Source organism: Ruegeria sp. CI1, from assembly GCF_056536925.1.
The window spans coordinates 217,694-239,290 of sequence record NZ_JBQFQP010000006.1; the positions used below are offsets into that span (position 1 = coordinate 217,694).

Below are 21,597 nucleotides of genomic sequence, written 5' to 3' on the forward strand. Positions count from 1 at the left end.
AACTTGTTCAGATCATTGCAAAAAGATGGCATGTGTGCAAAACGGTCCGCACACGCATAATTGGAAATTGAAAGGCGTAATTCGTGCTAAAGAATATCATTCTCACCGGCTTTCTGATGGTGCCGCTGGCCGCATGTGCAACTTGGGAAACAAGCAATATCGACAACAATCCGCCTGAGGCCGCCGTCGCCGCGATCACCCCGGGCGAAGTCCATCTGACCAGCGCCGCTTTTGACCCGGCCACACAGACAAAGATCTCGGATCTAAAAGTTTCGGTCAACAAGACAACGGCCTTCCATCCGGAGCCGACCGTTGAGCATGTGGAACAGAAGCTGCGCGAGGAAGCGGCAAAGATTGGTGCGGATACCGTTGTCGATACCAAGATTACCGGTGTGAAGGTCACACCCTTCAGCTGGGGCACCCGAGTTGGAACCGGAACCGCTGTTCGTGTCCAATAGAGGCTACGGAAATCCGGTCAATTCGACAGCTTGACCAAGCATTGCCCGGACCATGCCAAACCCGTAAAAGACGCCGCTCGGCGTCTTTTTTTCCGGCGCAATACCCTCAACCCGATCCCGGACCGCCGTTCGACCGGACCAGGGCGGATGTTGGGCAATTCCGACAACGTTCCCGACGCCCAGACAAGCAGCATGGTCAATGCCCGTCAGTTGGGGCATAACCGCCATAAACGCACAGGACATCAAGGCCCCATGACACAGATCATTCATTCGCTTTCCGAAATTTCCGACCGGTACAAGGCTCTGTTCGTCGATCTGTGGGGTTGTGTTCACAATGGCATCACCGCCTTTCCCGAAGCGGTCGCGGCGCTGAAGGATTTCCGCGCCGCGGGCGGCAAGGTGGTTCTGGTGACCAATTCGCCAAAACCCCGGGCCGGTGTCGCGGTACAGTTGGGGCATTTCAACGTGCCGGACGACTGCTATGACACCATCGCCACCAGCGGCGACTCGGCGCGGTCGGCAATGTTTCTGGGGGCGGTCGGTCACAAGGTCTATTTCATGGGGGAATGGCAGCGCGACGAGGGGTTTTTTGAGCCGCTGAAGCTGTTGGACCATCCCATTCACATCGACCGGGTCCCGCTGGACGAGGCCGAAGGCATCGTCTGCTGTGGCCCGTTCGATCCTATGGCAGATCCGGACGTGAACCGCCCCGATTTCCTTTTTGCCAAGCAGAAGGGGCTCAAGTTGCTCTGCGCCAACCCCGATATCGTCGTCGACCGGGGCGAGGTGCGCGAATGGTGCGCGGGCGCTTTGGCGCGGCTTTACACCGAGATGGGCGGCGAGAGCCTCTATTTCGGCAAACCTCACCCGCCAATCTATGATCTGGCCCGCCGCAGGCTGGCAGCGTTGGGCACCGATATCCCCGATTCCGACATTCTTGCTATCGGTGACGGCCCCGCCACCGACATCGCCGGCGCAATGGGTGAAGGCATCGATTCCCTGTTCATCACGGGCGGTCTGGCTGCATCCGAGACAAAAACATCGGTCCACCCTCATCATGAATCTCTAATGGACTATATAAAAAGGGAAAAAATGGAACCGACCTATTCAATCGGACGTTTGCGCTAGCGGAATTAGGGGTTGATTTTCTGCGACTGCGAAGTAATAAAGTTGCTCATCACCGGTCGGAAGTAACGTTTTGTTGCCCGACCATGGCATTGAGAGGGCGACATGTTGGACAATCTTCCGCGCGGAACCATCTGCATCGAGGACATCGAAATGGGCATGACCCGTCACCTGCGCAAAGTGGTGACGGACGAGGATATCGAGATGTTCGCCCAGGTTTCGACCGACCGCAATCCGGTGCATCTGGACGACGACTATGCCCGGGACACGATCTTTGAAGGCCGTATTGCGCATGGCATGCTGACCGCCGGGCTGATCTCGGCGGTGATCGGCGAGCAGTTGCCCGGCCACGGCACCGTTTACATGGGCCAGACCCTGAAATTCCTGGCCCCCGTCCGCCCCGGCGACATGGTCTATGCCGAGGTCAAGGTAGTCGATATCGATATCTCAAAGCGCCGGGTCAAGCTGGACTGTCACTGTGCCGTTGACGGCAAGAAGGTGCTGGTTGGCGAGGCCATGGTTCTGGCCCCCTCGCGCAAATTCGACTGATCCCGGAACTTGGCCAAAACCTGCAAGTAAGTTACACTTTTCCCGTCGACAATGCCGGCGGGAGGAGAGATGCAGCGTAGGCTAGCCACGATACTGGTCGGCGACATCGTTGGCTCCACCCGCCAGATGGAGCAGGACGAAGAGCGGGCCATTCGCAGTTTTTCGGATCGGCTTGCGGTGGTTTCCGAGACCGTAAACAAGCATGACGGGCGGGTTTTCAACCAGGCCGGCGATGCGGTCCTGGCCGAATTCCAGAGCCCGGTGAACGCGTTGCGGGCCGCGATGGCTGCGCGCGGAGCGATTAACGCGGCACAAAAATCGACCGTGTCGGACATGCGGTTTGGCCTGCATCTGGCGGATGTGGTGGACGTGGACGGAGACCTGCGCGGCGATGGCGTCAATATCGCGGCGCGCATTCAATCGGCGGCCGATCCGGGCGCAATTGACACCAGCCAGAGCCTGTTCGATCAGGTTCGCCGCAACTCGCCCTGTGTCTTCGACGATATCGGCGAGCGTCGGTTCAAGGGTATTTCAGAACCGATTCACGTGTTTCGCGTCCGGGAAGAAATCGTGCGTTTCCGGGGTCGGGCCAGCGAGCAGTTCAAGTTGGATGTGCACGCCAAACGCCCACATTCGATTGCGGTTCTGCCCCTGCTCTCGGCAAGTTCCGCCGATACCGACCAAAATACGCTTGCCGACGGGCTGACCGAGGATCTGATCCTGGACCTTGGTCGGATGAAACAGTTGTTCGTGGTATCGGCCACCGCCTCGATGGGTCTGTCCAATCGCGATCCTGTCGCGGCGGGCAATCTGTTGGGGGTCCGCTTCATTTTGACCGGCTCCATCCGGTCTTTGGGCTCGAAACTGCGGCTGAACCTCAATCTTGTCGAAACGGAGAACGGACAGGTTCTTTGGACCGACCGCATCCAACGCCCGTTCGATGAATTCGTCGACATGATGGAAGAGATCACCGCCCGTGTAACCGCAACAGTGACAGGGCGCGTTCTGGAAGCCGACACCCAAACCGCCCGCCAACGCCCGGCGAGTTCTTTGACGGCCTACGAATATTACCTGCGCGGGCTGGACTATCACCGCAGAGGGGGCGTCACCGATCAGAACGTTCACAAGGCCTTGCACTGGTTTGAAAAGGCGATCGAGACCGATCCGAACTTTGCCAAGGCTCAGGCCATGTGGGTGTGTTCGGCATCCGGACTGCCCGATTACGACTGGGGCGACGGGAGGCGGCGCACCGAACGGGCCTTGCAACTTGACCCAAACGACCCCGAGGCCAACCGCATCATGGGTTCGATCCTGATGCTGGAATACAAATTCGATGCCTCGCGCACCTATCACCGCAAGGCGATCGAGCTTGCTCCAAATGACGCGTATATCATTGGCCGGTGCGCGGCGTTTCATAACTTCGCAGGTGAACCGGAAACCGCCTTGTCGCTGCTGGACCGCGCCGGAGCACTCGATCCGTTCCTGCCTGCGTGGATCACCGAGGAAAGGATCGCGGCCCTTTATCATCTGCAAAGATACGACGACGTTCTGAGTGCCGCGCGCGACCTGCCCTTTCAGACGCGACGAAGCTTGTTGTACAAGGCCGCCTCGCGGGTCGCGTTGGGCGACACCCGGCAAGCCGTTGCAAACGTGGCCGACGCGTTGGGCCGTGATGCAGATCTGACTGTCGAATTCGTTCGCTTCAACGAATGCTACCAGAACCGCAGCATCGCGAAGACGCTGATAGACCGATTGCTGCAGGCGGGGCTGCCGAAATAGATCAGCGAATGATCCGGGCGCAAACCGGATTGCTATTTCTTGCGCGGCTTCGAGCGCCCTTTCAGAACCCCTGATTCAAGGATGATCTCGGAAACAAGGTGCTCACGGCGATAGGCCATCACGTGAACGCCCGACACGCCTGCGATTTCCTTGATCTGCTGAATCAGTTCGACACAGATTTTCTTGCCTTCTTCCGCCGGTTTGTCGGCCTTTTCCATCCGGTCGATGATGTCGTCGGGAATGTGGATGCCCGGCACGTTCGACCGCATCCAGCGCGCCGCCTTGGCCGAGGCCATCGGCCCCACCCCGGCGATGATGTAGACTTTTTTGTCCAGCCCTTCGTCGCGCACCCGCGACATGAATTTCTCGAACAGCGGGATGTCGTAGATATAGTTGGTCTGAATATACTCGGCCCCCGCCTCGACTTTTTTGGCCAGCCGGTTCGGGCGCCAGTCATAGGGCGGAATGCAGGGGTTTTCAGCAGCCCCCAGAAACAACTGCGGCGGCCGCGTGATCTTGCGGCCGGACAGGAACTTGCCCTGATCCCGCATGGTCCGGATCGTGCGCAACAGCGTCAGCGAGTCGAAATCGAACACCGGTTTCGCCCCCGGCTGATCGCCGGTACCGACGCCATCCCCGGTCAGGCACAGCACGTTGCTGACGCCCAGCGCCGCCGCGCCCAGCACGTCGCCCTGAATGGCGATGCGGTTCCGGTCGCGGCAGGAGATCTGATAGACCGGCGAATAGCCCGCGCGCGTCAGCAACGCACAAATACCGATCGAAGACATATGGCAGTTCGCGCCCGACGCATCGGTTGCGTTGATCGCGTCCGCCACCTCACCCAGCGGTTGGGCGGCCTGAAACACATCTTCGGGATCGGCGCTGTCAGGCGGGTTCAGCTCTGCCGTCACCGCGAAGCGGCCAGATCGCAAAACCCGTTCCAACCGGCTGTGCGAGACATATCCCTCGGGCACGGGAACATAGCCCGAAGGCTCCACATCCTTGCTGGATGGTGCGCTCATGTTCTGCCTCCCTGATGCGTCGTGGCGCGTGGTGGTTCCTCGGCCAGCGGCGCCGAGGACGGCTCGTTCCTGCGCGCCTCGGGAAAGGCCTGCGCCAGCGTCTGGCGCGCGGCATCGCGCGCCTCGCGCCGTTTGGAGGCAATCTCGCGGCTGACCCGCAACCACGACGACGACCCCTTCAGCGTGTGTTCGACCGGCGGCAGCACCTGCTTGATCTTTTCCGGGCCTTCTCGCATCCGGCTCGACCCGTCCCAGGCCAGCGCCCAGACGCATTTCATATCGGGCTTCACCTCGCAGAACGCGCCCGGCCTCACCCCGCCGCAAGGACCGTTGCGCAATTGCTTGGGGCAGTTCATCGGGCACGACATGCCGGTCGAGGACAACACGCATTGCCCACACATCTTGCAATCGAACAGCAGGGTCTTGACGCCTTTTTCGACCAGTGCAATCGGGCGTTCGACGCGGTTATAGCCGATCTTGGCAAAGACCGGATCAAGCGCCACCATCCCTTGCTCGACGCGCTTGTAGACCCACTCGAAAAACCGAGCGTGGCGAATGGCGAATAGGCGCATTCTGTACATGAGGCACGACCTCAGGGTATGCCCGCGATCTTAAGGGACCGGAACCGAATACCTTTTTCCGACGGGCGGTTACATCAACCGGAGTTCCACTTTACACTTCGTCTTTTTGGCGGATCAAGAAATAGATTGGGCAATGCAAACCTGTCGCACAGCGACAGACAGCGTGGATGTCAAATCAGCCCGCCGGCCTTGGGCACACTTGTGACCCCGGCAATTCGTGAACTGGTGCTTGAACAAGGTCCGTTGTCAAGCTACGCAGGCGCCCATGCGGATCATTCGGGATTACCAGTTCGTCGAAGATCAGGATCGCGGCGCCAGCGTCGCGATTGGCAATTTCGATGGCGTCCATATCGGCCACCGGTCGGTGATCGAACTGGCCCGCGATGCCGCCCCCGACGCCCCCTTGGGCGTACTGACCTTCGAGCCGCACCCGCGCGAGTTCTTTGCCCCCGACAGCCCGCCTTTCCGGCTGATGCGCGGCAACACCCGCGCGCACCGGCTGGAAAAACTGGGGGTCAAAAAGCTTTATGAACTGCCCTTCAACGCCGCGCTTGCCGGGCTGACACCAGAAGGTTTTGCAAGAGGCGTCATCTGCGACGGTCTGGGTTTGGCGCATGTCGTTGTCGGGGCGGATTTCTGTTTTGGCAAGGGCCGCAGCGGTAACGCCGAAGACATGGCGCGGTTTGGCCACGAAATGGGGTTTGGCGTAACGATCGCCCCCCTGATGGAACGGTCCGACAACGTCGTTTCATCCACTGCGATCCGTACTGCGCTGACCGAAGGCCGGCCGCGCGATGCCGCCACGATGCTGGGCCACTGGCACCGGATCGAGGGCGAAGTCATTGGCGGCGAACAGCGCGGACGCGAATTGGGCTTTCCCACTGCCAACATGTCGATCGAGGGGCTGCACCAGCCGAAATTCGGTGTCTACGCGGTGCTGGTCGATGTTCTGGACGGACCGCATCAGGGCAGCTATCACGGCGCCGCCTCGGTCGGCACCCGACCGATGTTCCGGGGCGAGCAGCCCAATATCGAAACCTTCCTGTTCGATTTCTCAGGCGATCTTTACGGCGCGACACTCTCGGTCGGGTTGGTCGAGTATCTGCGCCCCGAGATGACATTTGACGGGCTCGACGCGCTGGTCGCACAGATGGGTGCCGACTGTGCGAAAGCACGCGAGATTCTGGTGGCGGTATGAGCAAGGACCCCATCGACCGCACCGGGCTTGCCCCGCGTTTCTGGGAGCGCAAGCCGCTGCGCAAGATGAACCCGCAGGAATGGGAAGCGCTGTGCGACGGGTGCGGCAAATGCTGCCTGAACAAGCTGGAAGACGAGGACAGCGGCGAGGTGGCCCTGACCTGTGTCGCCTGCCGTCTGCTGGATGACGAAACCTGCCGCTGCACCCAATACGACATCCGCCACCAGTTTGTGCCGGAATGCATCGTGATGCGCCCCGACAATATCGACACCCACGCCTATTGGTTGCCGCAAACATGCGCCTATCGCCTGTTATGGGAGGGCAAGCCGCTTTGCGACTGGCACCCGCTGATCTCTGGCACACCCGAAAGCGTGCATGCGGCGGGTATTTCGGTACGTCACAAGACCGTTTCGGAATTCGAAACCCCCGAAGAAGAGTGGGAAGACCACATAATCGAGGAACCGATCTGATGTTTTTTGCCTCTGACAATTCCGGCCCCGCTCACCCCGAGGTTCTGCAAGCGCTGACCGAGGCCAATCAGGGCTATGCCATGGCCTATGGCGCCGACGCCCTGATGAACGAGGTGCGCGATAACATCCGCGGCATATTCGAGGCCCCCGGCGCGGCGGTCTATCTGGTGGCAACCGGCACGGCGGCCAACTCGCTGGCCCTGGCCACACTGTCAAACCCGTGGGAAACCGTGTTCTGCTCGCCCGTCGCCCATATCCACGAAGACGAGTGCAACGCACCCGAATTCTACAGCGGCGCCAAGCTGACCCTGGTTCCCGGTGGTGACAAGATGACCCCCGAGGCGCTGCGCGGAGCGATTGCGGGCGAAGAAACCCGTGGCGTGCATGGGCCACAGCGCGGGCCGGTGTCGATCACCCAGGTGACCGAGCGCGGCTCGGTCTATTCGCTGGGCGAGTTGCAGGCGCTCTGCGCCGTGGCAAAGGGCTATGGGTTGCCGGTGCACTTGGACGGCGCCCGTTTTGCCAATGCGCTGGTGGCGCTGAACTGTTCGCCCGCCGAGATGACATGGAGGGCCGGCGTCGACGCTGTCAGCTTTGGCGGCACCAAGAACGGCTGCATGGGGGTCGAGGCCGTCATCTTCTTTGACGAAAGCAAGGCCTGGGAATTCGAGCTGCGCCGCAAACGCGGGGCGCACCTGTTTTCCAAGCACCGCTATCTGTCGGCCCAGATGGCGGCCTATCTCAAGGATGACCTGTGGCTGAAATCAGCGCGTCAGGCCAATGCCAACTGCGCCCGGCTGTCCGATGGCCTGCGCAAGGCGGGGGCCGCCTTCCTGCATGAACCACAGGCCAACATCATCTTCGCCAGCTTCCCCCGCAGCACCCACAAGCGCCTGCACGACGCGGGTGCGGTCTATCACCTGTGGGGGGCGGAGCTTGAAGGCGACGACGATACCGAGGCCCTGGCCTGCCGCCTGGTCTGCGACTGGTCGATCGGCACCGCGCAGATCGACCAGTTCCTGACGCTGCTCACCTGATCAGACACGCGCCCAGAACCCAGCGATCCGATCCGCCGTCTCGCGGGGGTGCGAGATCGGCGCCATGTGCCCTGCTCCGTCGATCACGTCGCTGACCGCGTCGGGAAGACGGCGCGCCAATCCTTCGTTGATCGCGGCGATTACCGGGTGGGTCAATGACCCGCGTAACAACAGGACCGACATCGACGCCCGGTCCAGAACGCCCGGTTTCAGCAACCCCGCGCGATCGTTGAACAACGTGTCATCCACCGTCGGCACCACGTGAATGCCTCGGATCATCGCCGCCCGCGTACTGTCCGGCAATTGTGGCCAGCGCGGGCTGTCCTCGGTGCTCCACATCCGGTTGAACAACCGTGCCGCCAGCGCCTCGTCCCCTGCCGCCAGTGCCTCCAGATAGGGTCCGGCATCCTCGGCATGCTGTTCGATCAACCCCGGCGCATCCCTGACGGCAACCGCAAAGAACACCGGCTCGATCAACACCACGCTGCGCACCAGATCCGGGCGTTCGACCGCCAGGCGCAACGCGACCGTCGCCCCGAAGGAATGACCAATTAGATCCATCGGTTCGCTCAGTTGGGTCTCGGCGATCTCGACGATCCGGTCCTGGAAATCACCCACCTCGTCCCAATCCGGGCTGCGACCATGCGACAGCATGTCGGGCGCGGTAAAAGTTGCCTGCCCTCCCAGGCACTCTGCCAGCCCCCGCCACGCGCCGGAATGGGCGATGGTGCAGTGCAGCGCCAGCACCCGGCGCGCACCGTGCCCCAGCACGCGCACATGGAAAGGCTGCTGCAACGCGGCGTGATCCCTCACGCCTTCATCTCCGCCAGGTGGGCGTCAAGATCGTCCAGCCGGTCCTGACCCCAGAACCGCTGCCCGTCGGACGTGATATAGAACGGCGCGCCGAACACCCCGCGATCGACCGCCTCTTCCAGATTGGCGGCATAGGTCTCGGCCCCGACCAGCAATCCGCTATCCGCCAGCCCCGGATCGAACCCGGCCTGTTCCAGGCACTCGCGGATCACCTCGTCCTGAGCGATATCCTTCTGCCCGGCCCAGCAGGCCCGCAAGATGGAATGGCACAGTTTTCCAATGTCGCCCGCCCCATCCTTGGCCGCCGCGATAATCGCGTAGGAAGACGGTGCCGCATTGGTCGGCCAATGTGCGGGCTGCAGGTTGAACTCCATCCCCAGCTTCCTTGCCTGCCGCACCAGTTCCTGCGCCCGGTACTCGATCCGCGATTTATGCCGGTCTTTGGGCGGCGTTCCCCCGGTTCGGCCAAAAAGCGCAATGATGTCGACCGGCTTGTAGGCGATTGTCGCGCCGTGCCTGGCCGCGACCTCCTCCAACCGCTGCCCCGCCAGATAGCTGTAGGGCGACAGTGTCGCAAAAAAGTAGTCGATATCGGCCATGTTCACTTTCTCCGCTGCTGAACCTTTGCGGGACGGTAAGCCCATGTTAAGCGGTGTCAACATCACGAATCTGTCACATAACCTGCCGCTGCCCCGGGAATCACAGAACAATGCCGACACTCAACGAACCCAAGCTCATCTCTGGGAACGCCAACCTTCCACTTGCCAATGCCATTGCCCGCCGGATGAGCCTGTATCGCGGCGTCGATCAGGAACTGGTCGACGCACGGGTGGAGCGGTTCAACGACGGTGAGATCTTCGTCGAAGTGTTCGAAAACGTCCGCGGCGAGGATATGTTCATCATCCAGCCGACCTCGAATCCGGCCAATGACAACCTGATGGAACTGCTGATCATCGCCGATGCGCTGCGCCGGTCGTCGGCGGCGCGGATCACCGCCGTGATCCCCTATTTCGGCTATGCCCGCCAGGACCGTCGCACCAAGGCACGCACCCCGATCTCGTCCAAGCTGGTCGCCAACATGATCACCGGCGCCGGGATCGAGCGGGTCCTGACCATGGACCTGCACGCGGCCCAGATCCAGGGCTTCTTCGATATCCCCGTCGACAACCTCTATGCCTCGCCGATCTTCGCGCTCGACGTCAAGCACCAGTTCAAGGACCACATGTCCGATCTGATGGTGGTTTCTCCGGATGTGGGCGGCGTTGCCCGCGCGCGCGAACTGGCCAAACGCATTAATGCACCGCTTTCGATCGTCGACAAGCGCCGCGAAAAACCGGGCGAGATAGCCGAGATGACCGTGATCGGCGACGTCAAGGACAAGATCTGCCTGATCGTGGACGACATCTGTGACACCGCCGGAACGCTTTGCAAGGCCGCCCAGGTGCTGCTCGACAACGGCGCCAAGGAGGTTCACTCCTATATCACTCACGGCGTCATGAGCGGCCCCGCCGTTGAACGGGTGACGAATTCGGTGATGAAATCGCTGGTTATCACCGACTCGATTCAGCCCACCGATGCGATCCTCAGCGCGCCCAACATCCGCGTCGTTCCAACCGCGCCATTGCTGACCCAGGCCATCCTGAACATCTGGAACGGCACCAGCGTTTCCTCGCTCTTCGAAGACAAAACCCTGATCCCGATCTACGAGTCGCTTTATCGCGCCGCGTAGCTCAATCGTGCGCCTCCGGCGCGCTCGATTTGATTTTGTTTTGAGGGACGCTTTCCCTCAAACTCACTGGGCTACTTCAAACCAGAAAGAAGCATATACGAGGCTCTGGTTCTTTCTGGTTTGAAATACCCCGGGGTGAATTGCCCGCAGGGCAAGAGGGGCAGCGCCGCTAGGAAATGTCCCAGTCATCCTCGTTGCGAACTTCGCCTATTGCCATCCAGGAGACACGGATACGCGCAATGCGCGTGTCGGACCATGTCCGGAACACCGCCTCGAACCCTTCATTGCTGACGTTCTCGGGCGTCAGCTCGGCGCGCAGGGCCGAGGAATTGTCGACATCCCACAAGGACACATTCATCTGAACGGCTGGAGCGGAGCGGAAAGCTGTCCTGAACCGGACCGTCCGCCTGCGTTCACGTGGACCGGTTCCGGTCCACATCGCGCCGCCATTCTCAAATTCCGAGAACAGCACCGCTTCGCCTTGGTCAATACCGACGGGGTGCGAACAAAAATTCATCATCAAACTATCACAACCGTTGACTCACCTGCACCGTAGGGCAACGCCCTGAACAAGTCATGCAAAATGAATACGGCCCCGTTGTGACGGGGCCGTGCCGAAAATCGTGAAGATTCTTGACTTACAGGCTCATATGAGTTCCCAGCGCCTCCATGTCGGCCAGCAGCTTGGCTGCATCGTCGACGATGGTATGGTCGCCCTGTTCCTTTGCCGCCTCGTGCGAGGCGCGGGCCTCGGCGATCAGCTCGTCCAGATGCGCGCGGGTCACTTCGGTCACCGGAATGGCCTTTTCGGCCAGCACCGACAAACCGTCGCTGTTGATCTGGGCAAACCCGCCGGTGACCAGGTATTCACTGGCCCCTTCGGGCGCCTCAACCTTCAGCAGACCGGGGCGCAGCGTGGTGATGGTGGGGGCGTGATCGGGCATCGCCGTCATGTCCCCGTCCGCGCCGGGAATCTGGACCGCGCTGGCCTGGAGCGAAGCGAGGCTCCGCTCCGGGCTGACGAGGTCGAATTGCATCGTGTTTGCCATCAGGGATACTCCTTAGGCAGCCGCTGCGGCCATACGCTCGGCTTTGGCGATCACTTCATCGATGCCGCCGACCATCAGGAAGGCCGCCTCGGGCAGGTGGTCGAACTCACCGGCCACAACGCGCTTGAACGAGTCGATGGTGACATCCAGCGGAACCTGAACGCCGGGCGAGCCGGTAAAGACCTGTGCCACGTCGAAGGGTTGCGACAGGAAGCGCTCGATCTTACGGGCGCGGGCCACCGCCAGCTTGTCCTCTTCCGACAGTTCGTCCATGCCGAGGATGGCGATGATGTCCTGCAGCGACTTGTAGCGCTGGAGGATCTGCTGAACGTCGGTCGCAACCTTGTAATGCTCTTCACCGACGATGGCCGGGTCCAGCAGGCGCGAGGTCGAGTCGAGCGGGTCCACGGCCGGGTAGATACCCTTTTCCGAGATCGCACGGTTGAGAACGGTGGTCGCGTCGAGGTGCGCAAACGAGGTTGCCGGCGCGGGGTCGGTCAAGTCGTCCGCAGGCACGTAGATCGCCTGCACCGAAGTGATCGATCCGGCCTTTGTCGAGGTGATGCGTTCCTGAAGCGCGCCCATGTCGGTGGCCAGCGTCGGCTGGTAGCCCACAGCGGACGGGATACGACCCAGCAGAGCCGACACCTCGGAACCCGCCTGTGTGAAGCGGAAGATGTTGTCGACGAAGAACAGAACGTCAGTGCCCGACTGGTCGCGGAACTGCTCGGCCAGAGTCAGGCCGGTCAGGGCCACACGCGCACGCGCTCCCGGAGGCTCGTTCATCTGACCGTAAACCAGGGCCACCTGGCTTTCCGACAAGTTGTCCGGCTTGATCACGTTCGATTCGATCATCTCGTGGTAGAGGTCGTTGCCTTCACGGGTCCGTTCACCAACACCCGCAAACACCGAGAAGCCCGAGTGCACTTTTGCGATGTTGTTGATCAGTTCCATGATCAGAACGGTCTTGCCCACACCGGCGCCGCCGAACAGGCCGATCTTGCCGCCTTTGGCGTAGGGGGCCAGCAGGTCGACCACCTTGATGCCCGTGACCAGAACTTCCGACTCGGTCGACTGCTCGTCGAATTCGGGGGCATTCTGGTGGATGGCGCGGGTTTCGGTGGTTTCGACCGGGCCTTTTTCGTCGATCGGTTCACCGACAACGTTCAGGATGCGGCCCAGGGTGGCATTGCCCACCGGCACCGAGATCGGTGCGCCGGTGTCGGTCACCGGGGCGCCGCGAACCAGACCTTCGGTCGCGTCCATCGCGATGGTGCGGACAGTGTTTTCGCCAAGGTGCTGCGACACTTCGAGCACCAGGCGCTTGCCGTTGTTTTCGGTTTCCAGCGCGTTCAGAATTTCAGGCAGCGCGTCATCGAACTGGACGTCAACGACGGCCCCGATGATCTGAGTGACTTTGCCTTTTGCATTCGCCATGTTTCGTCTCCGGTATGTCTCTACAGCGCTTCGGCGCCGGAAATGATTTCAATCAGCTCGTTGGTGATGACGGCCTGACGCGAACGGTTGAACTGGATCGTCAGCTTGTCGATCATCTCACCCGCGTTGCGTGTCGCGTTGTCCATTGCGGACATCCGTGCACCCTGTTCCGAGGCTCCGTTTTCGAGCAGAGCCGAGAAGATCGCGGTTGCGACCCCCTTGGGTAGCAGGTCGGCCAGAATGGCCTCTTCGCTGGGCTCGTAATCGAAGACCGCGCCACTGTCATCGCTCCCGGTCTCTTCGAACGAAGCCGGGATGATCTGGTGCGCGGTCGGGATCTGGGTCACGACGTTCTGGAACTTCGCATAGAAGATCGTGGCAACGTCGAACTCGTCCGCATCGAAACGGTTCAGGATGTTCTTTGCGACGTCCTGCGCATTGGCATAGCCGATACGCTTGACCTCGCTCAGGTCGATATGTCCAACGAACAGATCGCTGTAATCGCGCTTCAGCGCGTCACGGCCTTTTTTGCCAACGGTCAGGATCTTGACCGTCTTGCCCTTGAGCCGCAGCTCGTCCGCCTTGGCGCGCGCGAGCTTTGCGATGTTCGAGTTGAAGCCGCCGCAGAGACCGCGTTCGGCTGTCATGACAACCAGCAGATGGACATCGTCGCTGCCCGTACCACGGAGCAGCTTGGGGGCGCTGTCGCTGCCCCCGACCGAAGCCGCCAGCCCCGCCATCACAGTATTGAACTGTTCGGCATATGGGCGGGCGCTTTCGGCAGCGTCCTGGGCGCGGCGCAGTTTTGCAGCCGCGACCATCTGCATGGCCTTGGTGATCTTGCGGGTCGATTTGACCGACTCGATCCTGTTTTTAAGGTCCTTCAGACTTGGCATTGCCGCATCTCCTTAAGCGAAGGTTGCGGCGTATTCGTCCAGCGCAGCCTTGATCTTGTCGGCAGCATCGCCCTTGACCTTGGGATCTTCGTCGGTGATCCACTTCAGCAAGTCGGCATGCTTGCCGCGCAGGTGCGCCAGCAGACCGGCCTCGTAACGGCCCACGTCGGTCACCTTGATCTTGTCGAGATAGCCGTTGGTGCCGGCGAAGATGACGCAGACGATTTCCGCGTTGGTCAGCGGCGAGTACTGCGGCTGTTTCATCAGCTCGGTCAGACGCGCACCACGGTTCAGCAGCTGCTGGGTTGCGGCGTCGAGGTCGGAACCGAACTGCGCAAATGCCGCCATTTCACGGTACTGAGCCAGTTCCAGTTTAACCGGGCCTGCGACCGACTTCATCGCGTTGGTCTGGGCCGAGGAACCCACACGCGAAACCGACAGACCGGTGTTCACTGCGGGGCGGATGCCCTGATAGAACAGTTCGGTTTCCAGGAAGATCTGACCGTCGGTGATCGAGATCACGTTGGTCGGAATAAACGCCGACACGTCGCCGCCCTGGGTTTCGATGACGGGCAGAGCGGTCAGCGAACCGGAGCCGAAGTCCTCGTTCAGCTTCGCCGAACGCTCCAGCAGACGGGAGTGCAGGTAGAAAACGTCGCCCGGATAGGCTTCACGTCCCGGCGGACGGCGCAGCAGCAGCGACATCTGGCGATAGGCAACGGCCTGTTTCGACAGGTCATCATAGATGATCAGCGCGTGACGGCCATTGTCACGGAAGAATTCGGCCATCGCGGTTGCGGCATAGGGTGCCAGGAACTGCATCGGCGCCGGGTCGGACGCGGTTGCCGCCACGACGATCGAGTATTCGATGGCGCCGGATTCTTCCAGTTTCTTCACCAGCTGCGCAACGGTCGAACGCTTTTGACCGATGGCGACATAGATGCAGTACAGCTTCTTGGACTCGTCGTCGCCAGCCGCGTCGTTATAGACCTTCTGGTTCAGGATGGTGTCCAGGGCCACGGCGGTCTTGCCGGTCTGACGGTCTCCAATGATCAGCTCACGCTGGCCGCGACCGATCGGGATCATCGCGTCCACCGACTTCAGGCCGGTTGCCATCGGTTCGTGCACCGATTTGCGCGGGATGATGCCGGGGGCCTTGACGTCTGCAACACCGCGCTTGGTGGCGTTGATCGGGCCCTTGCCGTCCAGCGGGTTGCCCAGACCGTCCACGACGCGGCCCAGCAGTTCGTCACCGATAGGAACGTCCACGATGGCGTTGGTGCGCTTGACAGTGTCACCTTCTTTGATGTCACGGTCGGAACCGAAGATAACGACACCGACGTTGTCGCTCTCCAGGTTCAGCGCCATACCCATGATGCCGCCGGGGAATTCGACCATCTCACCGGCTTGAACGTTGTCCAGACCGTATACACGGGCAATCCCGTCACCGACGCTTAGCACGCGGCCGATTTCGGCCACTTCTGCTTCCTGACCAAAATTCTTGATCTGGTCCTTCAGGATTGCAGAAATTTCTGCAGCTTGGATTCCCATTTATCCGACCTCTTTCATTGCATTCTGTAGGGAGTTGAGCCTGGAGCGGATCGAACTGTCGATCATTTTCGAGCCCACTTTAACGACAAGACCGCCGATGAGCTTCTCATCAACGGTCGCATTGATTGTCACGGTCTTGCCCACATTCGCGCTCAGCGTCTTGGCAAGCTTGTCCATCTGGGTCTTGGTCAGCGCCTTGGCGGATGCCACCTCGGCGGTAACCTCGCCGCGCTCGTCGGCCAGCATCTCGCGCAGCCCCTTGACCAGTTGCGGCACGACGAACAGGCGGCGCTTCTGCGCCATCAGGCCCAGCGAGTTGCGCAATACGGCACTCAGCCCCATCTTGTCGGCAATCGCGGTGATTGCGGCTTCCTGCTCGGCCCGGGATACCAGCGGAGATGCGATCAGATTGCGCAGATCGGCGCTGTCAGCCAGTGCTGCGGCCAGATCGTTGATGCCGGATTCGAGACCTGCAAGGTCTTTGTTCTCTTTCGCGATCTCGAAAATCGCGGTGGCATAGCGCTCGGCGATGCCTGCGGAAATCGAAGCTGGTTCGGACACGTCCACCCTTCCGATACTTTAGGCCCCGAATTCGCGCTTTGGCACTTACCCCGGGGGCGTGAAGAAACCCCGCCTTGAAGGCAGGGCATCAAAATCACCGGGGATGTAGCAGAGCGTTCCCAACCTCGCAATATAGTATAGCGGTAACGCAGTTATCCACAAAGTGTTTGATTTCAACATGTTAGGAAAACTGCGACCCTTTTGCCCCCCAGATTGGCTTGAAAAATGTTACCAAGTTGCAGGTTTTTGCGATTCCTGTGACGTAATTTCCACAAGAACCGGCGCAATCGACCAAAACCCGCGCCCGCGATCAGGCCGGTTTCAGCAAACCGTCCAAAGCCTTGATCGGGCGTCGCACCGCGTCCTTGGTCACGTTGCCCTTTGGCGGGTGTACCCGCTTGCTGACCTCGACCATCAGAACACCGCCCGCCATGATCGTGGGCAGACGCTGACCGGTCTTTTCGATCAGGCTCGCTGACCGCAACCAGAACCGCCGGTAGGACGGGGGCAGGTACAGCGCCGAGCAATGGCTTTCAGGAAGAAACTGGTGAATCCTGAGCTGCGTTTCCAGCTGCCCCAGCGAATAGGGCCGGCCAAAGCCAAAGGGCGTCTTGTCCGAGCGCGACCAGAACCCGGCCCGGTTCGGGACGATGAACATCGCCTTGCCGCCCGGCCCCAGAACCCGCCAGCATTCCTCCAGCAGATCGTTTGGGCGCTCCGTGGTCTCCAGCCCATGCATGACCACCAGCTTGTCCACCTGCCCGGTATCGACAGGCCACAGCGTTTCTTCGCACAGCACCGACACGTTTGGCATCCCCGCAGGCCACGGCATCACCCCCTGCGGCCCCGGCATCAATCCGATCACCCGCCGCGCATCGGCCAGATAGGGGCGCAACAGCGGAACCGCAAAGCCAAACCCGGCCACGGTCTGCCCCTTCGCCTCGGGCCACAAGTCCAGCAGGCGGCCACGGATCGCGGCCTGCGCCGCACGGCCCAGCGTGCTGCGGTAGTAGAAATTCCTCAGATCCTGCACGTCGAGATGCATTGCGGACACCTGCTCGATCGGCTTAGCTGGGCGCAGTCTAGCAATGAAAGGGCAAAAGGCCATGCCTCTTGAAATCGTCACCATCCCCTGCCTCAGCGACAACTACGCCTTTCTCGCACATGACCGGGTCAGTGGCGAGACGGCGCTGATCGACGCGCCCGAGGCCGCGCCCATCCTTGCGGAACTGTCCGCGCGCGGCTGGACGCTCAGCCATGTGTTGCTGACCCACCACCATTATGACCATGTCGACGGCCTGGCCGAAATCCTCGCCCGCCATCCCGCCCGGGTGATCGGCGCGGCGGCAGATGCGCACCGCCTGCCGCCGCTGGATCAACAGGTGACCGAAGGCGACACCATCACCATCGGTGGCGAGCCGGTGCATGTGATCGACGTGTCGGGTCATACCGTGGGCCACATCGCCTTTCACATGCCGCAAAGTGATGCGGTTTTCACCGCAGACAGCCTGATGGCACTGGGCTGTGGCCGCCTGTTCGAAGGCACCGCGCCCCAGATGTGGGTCTCGCTCAGCAAGCTGGCGGCACTGCCCGACGAAACAATCGTCTGTTCCGGACATGAATATACCCAAGCCAATGGACGGTTCGCCGAAACCATCGAACCCGACAATCCGGCACTGCAACAGCGTATTGCCGATATCGCCCGCGCCCGCACCGCCGGAGAGCCCACCGTGCCCTCGACTCTGGCATTGGAAAAGGCCACCAACCCCTTTCTGCGCGCGGCAGAATCCGGTATTCAGGCCAATCTTGGCATGAGCGGAGCCGCTCCCGCCGATGTCTTTGCTGAAATTCGCGCCAGGAAAGACAGATTTTAGCCACAAAATGCGGTGTTCACGATCACGGTCACAGGAAATGTGACTGTCAAGAGCAAGAAAACCCTTGAAGCCGGGCAATGTTCAACCAAACTCTAATAGTATGAGGACATGGTTGAGCAGGGGGTTCGGCCGCAACTCGCCCCCCCGGTTTCGACCCAAGTAAAGAGGAGCACCCACGTGCCTTCATTCTCGAGCACATTGGAACAAGCCATTCACGCGGCCCTCGCGGCGGCGAATGAAAGGCGACATGAATTTGCAACGCTGGAACATCTGCTTCTGGCGCTGCTGGAAGAACCCGATGCCGTCCGGGTGATGAAGGCATGCAGCGTCAATCTGGACGAGTTGCGCGAAACACTGGTCGAATTCATCGACGAAGACCTCTCGAACCTCGTGACCGATATCGACGGCTCCGAAGCGGTGCCTACCGCCGCATTCCAGCGCGTGATCCAGCGCGCCGCGATCCACGTGCAAAGCTCGGGCCGCAACGAAGTGACTGGCGCCAACGTGCTGGTGGCGATATTTGCCGAGCGCGAAAGCAATGCCGCCTATTTCCTGCAGGAACAGGACATGACCCGCTATGACGCGGTCAATTTCATTGCTCATGGCGTGGCCAAGGACCCGGCCTTTGGCGAAAATCGCCCCGTGACCGGTGCCGAACATTCCGAAGACGAAGCACAGGCAACATCCTCGACCAGCGACGCCGAGCAAAAGGAAAGCGCGCTGGGCAAATACTGCGTCGACCTCAACGCCAAGGCCCGCTCCGGCGAAGTCGACCCACTGATCGGACGCGCCGACGAGGTGGAACGTTGCATCCAGGTGCTCTGCCGCCGCCGCAAGAACAATCCGCTGCTCGTAGGCGACCCCGGCGTCGGCAAGACCGCCATCGCCGAAGGCCTGGCGTATAAGATCGTCGAGGGCGAAGCCCCTGACGTTCTGGCGCATACTACCATCTACGCGCTCGACATGGGCGCGCTGTTGGCAGGCACCCGCTATCGCGGCGATTTCGAGGAACGGCTCAAGGCGGTCGTGACCGAACTGGAAGAACATCCCGACGCGGTGCTGTTCATCGACGAGATCCACACCGTGATCGGCGCCGGCGCAACTTCGGGCGGGGCGATGGATGCTTCGAACCTGCTGAAACCCGCCCTGCAGGGTGGCAAGCTGCGCACCATGGGATCGACCACCTACAAGGAATTCCGCCAACATTTCGAAAAGGACCGCGCCCTGTCCCGCCGGTTCCAGAAGATCGACGTGAACGAACCTTCGGTCGAGGACAGCATCAAGATCCTGCGCGGCCTCAAGCCCTATTTCGAAAAGCATCACGACATCAAGTACACCGCCGATGCGATCAAGACGGCGGTGGAGTTGTCGGCCCGCTACATCAATGACCGCAAGCTGCCCGACAAGGCCATCGACGTGATCGACGAGGCCGGCGCGGCGCAACACCTTGTGGCCGAAAGCAAGCGCCGCAAGACCATCGGCGTGAAAGAGATCGAGGCGGTGGTCGCCAAGATTGCCCGCATCCCGCCCAAGAACGTCACCAAGGACGATGCCGAGGTTCTCAAGGATCTCGAAGCCTCGCTCAAGCGCGTGGTGTTTGGTCAGGATCAGGCGATCGAGGCGCTGTCGAGCGCCATCAAACTGGCCCGCGCCGGTTTGCGCGAACCCGAAAAGCCCATCGGAAACTACCTGTTCGCGGGTCCGACCGGTGTCGGCAAGACCGAGGTCGCAAAACAGCTGGCCGATACGCTGGGCGTGGAACTGTTGCGTTTCGACATGTCAGAATACATGGAGAAACACGCGGTCAGCCGTCTGATCGGCGCGCCTCCGGGCTATGTCGGCTTTGATCAGGGCGGTCTTCTGACCGACGGTGTCGACCAGCATCCACATTGCGTGCTGCTGCTGGACGAAATCGAAAAGGCGCACCCGGACGTGTTCAACATCCTGTTGCAGGTGATGGACCACGGCGAGTTGACCGATCACAACGGGCGCACGGTGAATTTCCGCAACGTGGTGCTGATCATGACCTCGAACGCGGGCGCCGCCGAACAGGCCAAATCCGCCATCGGTTTTGGCCGCGACCGTCGCGAGGGCGAGGATACCGCCGCGATCGAACGGATGTTTACGCCCGAATTCCGCAACCGTCTGGATGCGGTGATCTCCTTCGCGCCGCTGCCGAAAGAGGTCATCCTGCAGGTGGTCGAGAAGTTCGTCCTCCAGCTCGAAGCGCAGCTGCTGGATCGCGGCGTGTCAATCGAACTGACACATCAGGCCGCCGAATGGATCGCCGACAAGGGCTATGACGACAAGATGGGCGCCCGCCCGCTGGGCCGCGTGATCCAGGAACACATCAAGAAACCCCTGGCCGAGGAATTGCTGTTCGGCAAGCTCGCCAAGGGCGGTGTGGTCCGTGTGTCGGTCAAGAAAGGCGCGCTTGATCTTCAGATGGTCGGCCCCGGTCAGGCCCGGATTTCGGGTGACAAGCCGCCTCTGCTGACCGCCGATTGATGCGCGCAGCGCTGACCGTATTGGCACTCGCCGCCACTTCGGCGGCGAGTGATCCCGTTCTGCACCTGCCCATTGATTGCACGTTGGGCAAAACCTGCCATATCCAGCAATTTGTCGACCGGGATCCGGGATCGGGCGCGCGCGATTTCAGGTGCGGCACACTCAGCTATGAAGGCCACAAAGGCACCGACTTTGCGTTACCCTCGCTGGCAGCGATGCAGGCAGGCGTCAACGTCAAGGCCGCTGCGGCGGGCACGGTACGCGCCACCCGCGACGGTATGGAAGACCGCCGCTTTAATGCAGCAACTGACGCTGCGGTTGCGGGGCGCGAGTGCGGCAACGGCGTGCTGATTGTGCACGAAGACGGCTGGGAAACCCAGTATTGCCACATGAAACGCGGCTCGATCCGGGTAAAGAGCGGCGACACTGTTCAGCCGGGCGATGTGCTGGGACAGGTCGGGCTCAGCGGTCAGACGGAATTTCCCCACCTGCACCTGTCCGTGCGCCATGATGGTCAGGTCGTGGACCCGTTTGACCCGAAAGATCCGTCGCAATGCGGCGACCCGGCAAAGACCCTCTGGCAGACACCGATCCCCTATCAGCCCGGCGCGTTGATCGCGGTCGGGTTTTCCGACCATGTTCCGACATACGAGGCCATTCAGGCGGGCACCGCTGCACAGGATACGCTGGTCGGCAAGGCCAAGGGGCTGGTTCTGTTTGGCTATGCCTTCGGCGGACTGGCCGGGGATGTCATTCGCCTGACAATTCATGGCCCTGACGGCGAGGTCATCAATCACGAAACCACGCTGGAAAAAAATCAGGCGCAGTTGTTCCGCGCTGCCGGACGCAAGCTTACCGCCGCGCGCTGGCCCGCCGGGCAGTATACCGGCACGGCCGAGTTGCGGCGTAACGGAACGGTTATCAGCAGCAAAAGCATCCAGATCGACATGCCCTGACCGG

The 21,597-nt window shown here is 61.1% G+C and carries 22 protein-coding genes; 11 read left to right on the forward strand and 11 right to left on the reverse strand.

What is annotated here, in order from left to right; all coding sequences use genetic code 11:
- The first annotated feature begins 83 nt into the window (after positions 1-83).
- The 4 genes from ACR0LZ_RS09375 (at position 84) to ACR0LZ_RS09390 (ending at position 3,911) form a co-directional block, all read left to right on the forward strand.
- A complete protein-coding gene (locus tag ACR0LZ_RS09375) occupies positions 84-458 on the forward strand; it encodes a hypothetical protein (protein WP_480749530.1) in 375 nt (124 codons plus the stop codon).
- 252 nt (positions 459-710) lie between these two features.
- Positions 711-1,586 (forward strand): TIGR01459 family HAD-type hydrolase, encoded by an 876-nt coding sequence (locus tag ACR0LZ_RS09380; RefSeq protein ID WP_480749531.1) that lies wholly within the window; start codon positions 711-713, stop codon positions 1,584-1,586.
- 102 nt (positions 1,587-1,688) lie between these two features.
- On the forward strand, positions 1,689-2,132 hold the full coding sequence (locus ACR0LZ_RS09385) for a MaoC family dehydratase (protein ID WP_480749532.1): 444 nt from the start codon (positions 1,689-1,691) through the stop codon (positions 2,130-2,132).
- 69 nt (positions 2,133-2,201) lie between these two features.
- Positions 2,202-3,911, forward strand: a complete 1,710-nt coding sequence (locus tag ACR0LZ_RS09390; RefSeq protein ID WP_480749533.1) for an adenylate/guanylate cyclase domain-containing protein — start codon at positions 2,202-2,204, stop codon at positions 3,909-3,911.
- A 32-nt stretch (positions 3,912-3,943) separates the two neighbouring features.
- Here ACR0LZ_RS09390 and ACR0LZ_RS09395 read toward each other — a convergent pair whose 3' ends face one another.
- The gene (locus ACR0LZ_RS09395; RefSeq protein ID WP_480749534.1) at positions 3,944-4,933 is read right to left on the reverse strand and encodes a methylenetetrahydrofolate reductase; all 990 of its coding nucleotides are present in this window, start codon (positions 4,931-4,933) and stop codon (positions 3,944-3,946) included.
- Entirely contained in the window at positions 4,930-5,514 is a 585-nt protein-coding gene (locus ACR0LZ_RS09400; RefSeq protein ID WP_480749535.1) for a methylenetetrahydrofolate reductase C-terminal domain-containing protein, read from the reverse strand. The genes ACR0LZ_RS09395 and ACR0LZ_RS09400 overlap by 4 nt, the downstream gene beginning before the upstream one ends.
- 265 nt (positions 5,515-5,779) lie before the next feature.
- Here ACR0LZ_RS09400 and ACR0LZ_RS09405 point away from each other — a divergent pair, with 265 nt between their 5' ends.
- From ACR0LZ_RS09405 to ACR0LZ_RS09415, 3 genes are read left to right on the forward strand one after another with little or no spacing between them, the layout of a single operon-like run.
- Positions 5,780-6,712 (forward strand): bifunctional riboflavin kinase/FAD synthetase, encoded by a 933-nt coding sequence (locus tag ACR0LZ_RS09405; RefSeq protein WP_480749536.1) that lies wholly within the window; start codon positions 5,780-5,782, stop codon positions 6,710-6,712.
- On the forward strand, positions 6,709-7,182 hold the full coding sequence (locus ACR0LZ_RS09410; RefSeq protein WP_480749537.1) for a YcgN family cysteine cluster protein: 474 nt from the start codon (positions 6,709-6,711) through the stop codon (positions 7,180-7,182). Before ACR0LZ_RS09405 ends, ACR0LZ_RS09410 begins: the two co-directional genes overlap by 4 nt.
- Positions 7,182-8,219: a threonine aldolase family protein gene (locus ACR0LZ_RS09415; RefSeq protein WP_480749538.1), complete on the forward strand. Its 1,038-nt coding sequence runs from the start codon at positions 7,182-7,184 to the stop codon at positions 8,217-8,219. Before ACR0LZ_RS09410 ends, ACR0LZ_RS09415 begins: the two co-directional genes overlap by 1 nt.
- Here ACR0LZ_RS09415 and ACR0LZ_RS09420 read toward each other — a convergent pair whose 3' ends face one another.
- Positions 8,220-9,032 carry an alpha/beta fold hydrolase gene (locus ACR0LZ_RS09420; protein WP_480749539.1) on the reverse strand — a complete coding sequence of 271 codons (813 nt, stop codon included), beginning with the start codon at positions 9,030-9,032 and terminating at the stop codon, positions 8,220-8,222. It abuts the gene before it with no gap.
- Complete coding sequence (locus ACR0LZ_RS09425; RefSeq protein WP_480749540.1) at positions 9,029-9,631, reverse strand: DsbA family protein; 603 nt, start codon at positions 9,629-9,631, stop codon at positions 9,029-9,031. Before ACR0LZ_RS09425 ends, ACR0LZ_RS09420 begins: the two co-directional genes overlap by 4 nt.
- Before the next feature lie 110 nt (positions 9,632-9,741).
- On the opposite strand from ACR0LZ_RS09425, the gene ACR0LZ_RS09430 reads away from it, so the two are divergent.
- Positions 9,742-10,761, forward strand: coding sequence for a ribose-phosphate pyrophosphokinase (locus ACR0LZ_RS09430; RefSeq protein WP_480749541.1), 1,020 nt, complete (start codon positions 9,742-9,744; stop codon positions 10,759-10,761).
- A gap of 169 nt (positions 10,762-10,930) precedes the next feature.
- On the opposite strand, the gene ACR0LZ_RS09435 is transcribed toward ACR0LZ_RS09430, so the two are convergent.
- The 7 genes from ACR0LZ_RS09435 to ACR0LZ_RS09465 all read right to left on the reverse strand — a co-directional run bounded on the left by ACR0LZ_RS09435 (position 10,931) and on the right by ACR0LZ_RS09465 (position 17,300).
- On the reverse strand, positions 10,931-11,281 hold the full coding sequence (locus tag ACR0LZ_RS09435; RefSeq protein ID WP_480749542.1) for an H-type lectin domain-containing protein: 351 nt from the start codon (positions 11,279-11,281) through the stop codon (positions 10,931-10,933).
- Positions 11,282-11,399: 118 nt separating this feature from the next.
- Positions 11,400-11,810: a F0F1 ATP synthase subunit epsilon gene (locus ACR0LZ_RS09440; RefSeq protein WP_480749543.1), complete on the reverse strand. Its 411-nt coding sequence runs from the start codon at positions 11,808-11,810 to the stop codon at positions 11,400-11,402.
- A 12-nt stretch (positions 11,811-11,822) separates the two neighbouring features.
- Positions 11,823-13,247: a F0F1 ATP synthase subunit beta gene (atpD, locus tag ACR0LZ_RS09445; RefSeq protein ID WP_480749544.1), complete on the reverse strand. Its 1,425-nt coding sequence runs from the start codon at positions 13,245-13,247 to the stop codon at positions 11,823-11,825.
- A gap of 20 nt (positions 13,248-13,267) precedes the next feature.
- The gene (locus ACR0LZ_RS09450) at positions 13,268-14,143 is read right to left on the reverse strand and encodes a F0F1 ATP synthase subunit gamma (protein WP_480749545.1); all 876 of its coding nucleotides are present in this window, start codon (positions 14,141-14,143) and stop codon (positions 13,268-13,270) included.
- Between the two features lie 12 nt (positions 14,144-14,155).
- On the reverse strand, positions 14,156-15,694 hold the full coding sequence (gene atpA / locus ACR0LZ_RS09455; RefSeq protein WP_480749546.1) for a F0F1 ATP synthase subunit alpha: 1,539 nt from the start codon (positions 15,692-15,694) through the stop codon (positions 14,156-14,158).
- Positions 15,695-16,255: a F0F1 ATP synthase subunit delta gene (locus ACR0LZ_RS09460; RefSeq protein WP_480749547.1), complete on the reverse strand. Its 561-nt coding sequence runs from the start codon at positions 16,253-16,255 to the stop codon at positions 15,695-15,697.
- Between the two features lie 310 nt (positions 16,256-16,565).
- The gene (locus ACR0LZ_RS09465) at positions 16,566-17,300 is read right to left on the reverse strand and encodes a methyltransferase domain-containing protein (protein ID WP_480749548.1); all 735 of its coding nucleotides are present in this window, start codon (positions 17,298-17,300) and stop codon (positions 16,566-16,568) included.
- Between the two features lie 61 nt (positions 17,301-17,361).
- Between ACR0LZ_RS09465 and gloB the strand changes: the two genes are divergently transcribed.
- The 3 genes from gloB to ACR0LZ_RS09480 all read left to right on the forward strand — a co-directional run bounded on the left by gloB (position 17,362) and on the right by ACR0LZ_RS09480 (position 21,593).
- On the forward strand, positions 17,362-18,129 hold the full coding sequence (gene gloB, locus ACR0LZ_RS09470) for a hydroxyacylglutathione hydrolase (protein WP_480749549.1): 768 nt from the start codon (positions 17,362-17,364) through the stop codon (positions 18,127-18,129).
- Between the two features lie 177 nt (positions 18,130-18,306).
- Positions 18,307-20,637: an ATP-dependent Clp protease ATP-binding subunit ClpA gene (gene clpA / locus ACR0LZ_RS09475; protein WP_480749550.1), complete on the forward strand. Its 2,331-nt coding sequence runs from the start codon at positions 18,307-18,309 to the stop codon at positions 20,635-20,637.
- Positions 20,637-21,593, forward strand: coding sequence for a M23 family metallopeptidase (locus ACR0LZ_RS09480; protein WP_480749551.1), 957 nt, complete (start codon positions 20,637-20,639; stop codon positions 21,591-21,593). Before clpA ends, ACR0LZ_RS09480 begins: the two co-directional genes overlap by 1 nt.
- The last annotated feature ends 4 nt before the right edge of the window (positions 21,594-21,597 follow it).

Coding starts and splice junctions, on each gene's coding strand:
- ACR0LZ_RS09385 (WP_480749532.1), top strand. CDS start 1,689: ATGTTGGACAATCTTCCGCGCGGAACCATCTGCATCGAGGACATCGAA.
- ACR0LZ_RS09400 (WP_480749535.1), bottom strand. CDS start 5,514: ATGTACAGAATGCGCCTATTCGCCATTCGCCACGCTCGGTTTTTCGAG.
- ACR0LZ_RS09430 (WP_480749541.1), top strand. CDS start 9,742: ATGCCGACACTCAACGAACCCAAGCTCATCTCTGGGAACGCCAACCTT.
- ACR0LZ_RS09480 (WP_480749551.1), top strand. CDS start 20,637: ATGCGCGCAGCGCTGACCGTATTGGCACTCGCCGCCACTTCGGCGGCG.
- ACR0LZ_RS09410 (WP_480749537.1), top strand. CDS start 6,709: ATGAGCAAGGACCCCATCGACCGCACCGGGCTTGCCCCGCGTTTCTGG.
- ACR0LZ_RS09450 (WP_480749545.1), bottom strand. CDS start 14,143: ATGCCAAGTCTGAAGGACCTTAAAAACAGGATCGAGTCGGTCAAATCG.
- ACR0LZ_RS09405 (WP_480749536.1), top strand. CDS start 5,780: ATGCGGATCATTCGGGATTACCAGTTCGTCGAAGATCAGGATCGCGGC.
- ACR0LZ_RS09390 (WP_480749533.1), top strand. CDS start 2,202: ATGCAGCGTAGGCTAGCCACGATACTGGTCGGCGACATCGTTGGCTCC.
- ACR0LZ_RS09380 (WP_480749531.1), top strand. CDS start 711: ATGACACAGATCATTCATTCGCTTTCCGAAATTTCCGACCGGTACAAG.
- ACR0LZ_RS09395 (WP_480749534.1), bottom strand. CDS start 4,933: ATGAGCGCACCATCCAGCAAGGATGTGGAGCCTTCGGGCTATGTTCCC.
- atpD (WP_480749544.1), bottom strand. CDS start 13,247: ATGGCGAATGCAAAAGGCAAAGTCACTCAGATCATCGGGGCCGTCGTT.
- ACR0LZ_RS09415 (WP_480749538.1), top strand. CDS start 7,182: ATGTTTTTTGCCTCTGACAATTCCGGCCCCGCTCACCCCGAGGTTCTG.
- ACR0LZ_RS09465 (WP_480749548.1), bottom strand. CDS start 17,300: ATGCATCTCGACGTGCAGGATCTGAGGAATTTCTACTACCGCAGCACG.
- ACR0LZ_RS09440 (WP_480749543.1), bottom strand. CDS start 11,810: ATGGCAAACACGATGCAATTCGACCTCGTCAGCCCGGAGCGGAGCCTC.
- atpA (WP_480749546.1), bottom strand. CDS start 15,694: ATGGGAATCCAAGCTGCAGAAATTTCTGCAATCCTGAAGGACCAGATC.
- ACR0LZ_RS09435 (WP_480749542.1), bottom strand. CDS start 11,281: ATGATGAATTTTTGTTCGCACCCCGTCGGTATTGACCAAGGCGAAGCG.
- ACR0LZ_RS09425 (WP_480749540.1), bottom strand. CDS start 9,631: ATGGCCGATATCGACTACTTTTTTGCGACACTGTCGCCCTACAGCTAT.
- gloB (WP_480749549.1), top strand. CDS start 17,362: ATGCCTCTTGAAATCGTCACCATCCCCTGCCTCAGCGACAACTACGCC.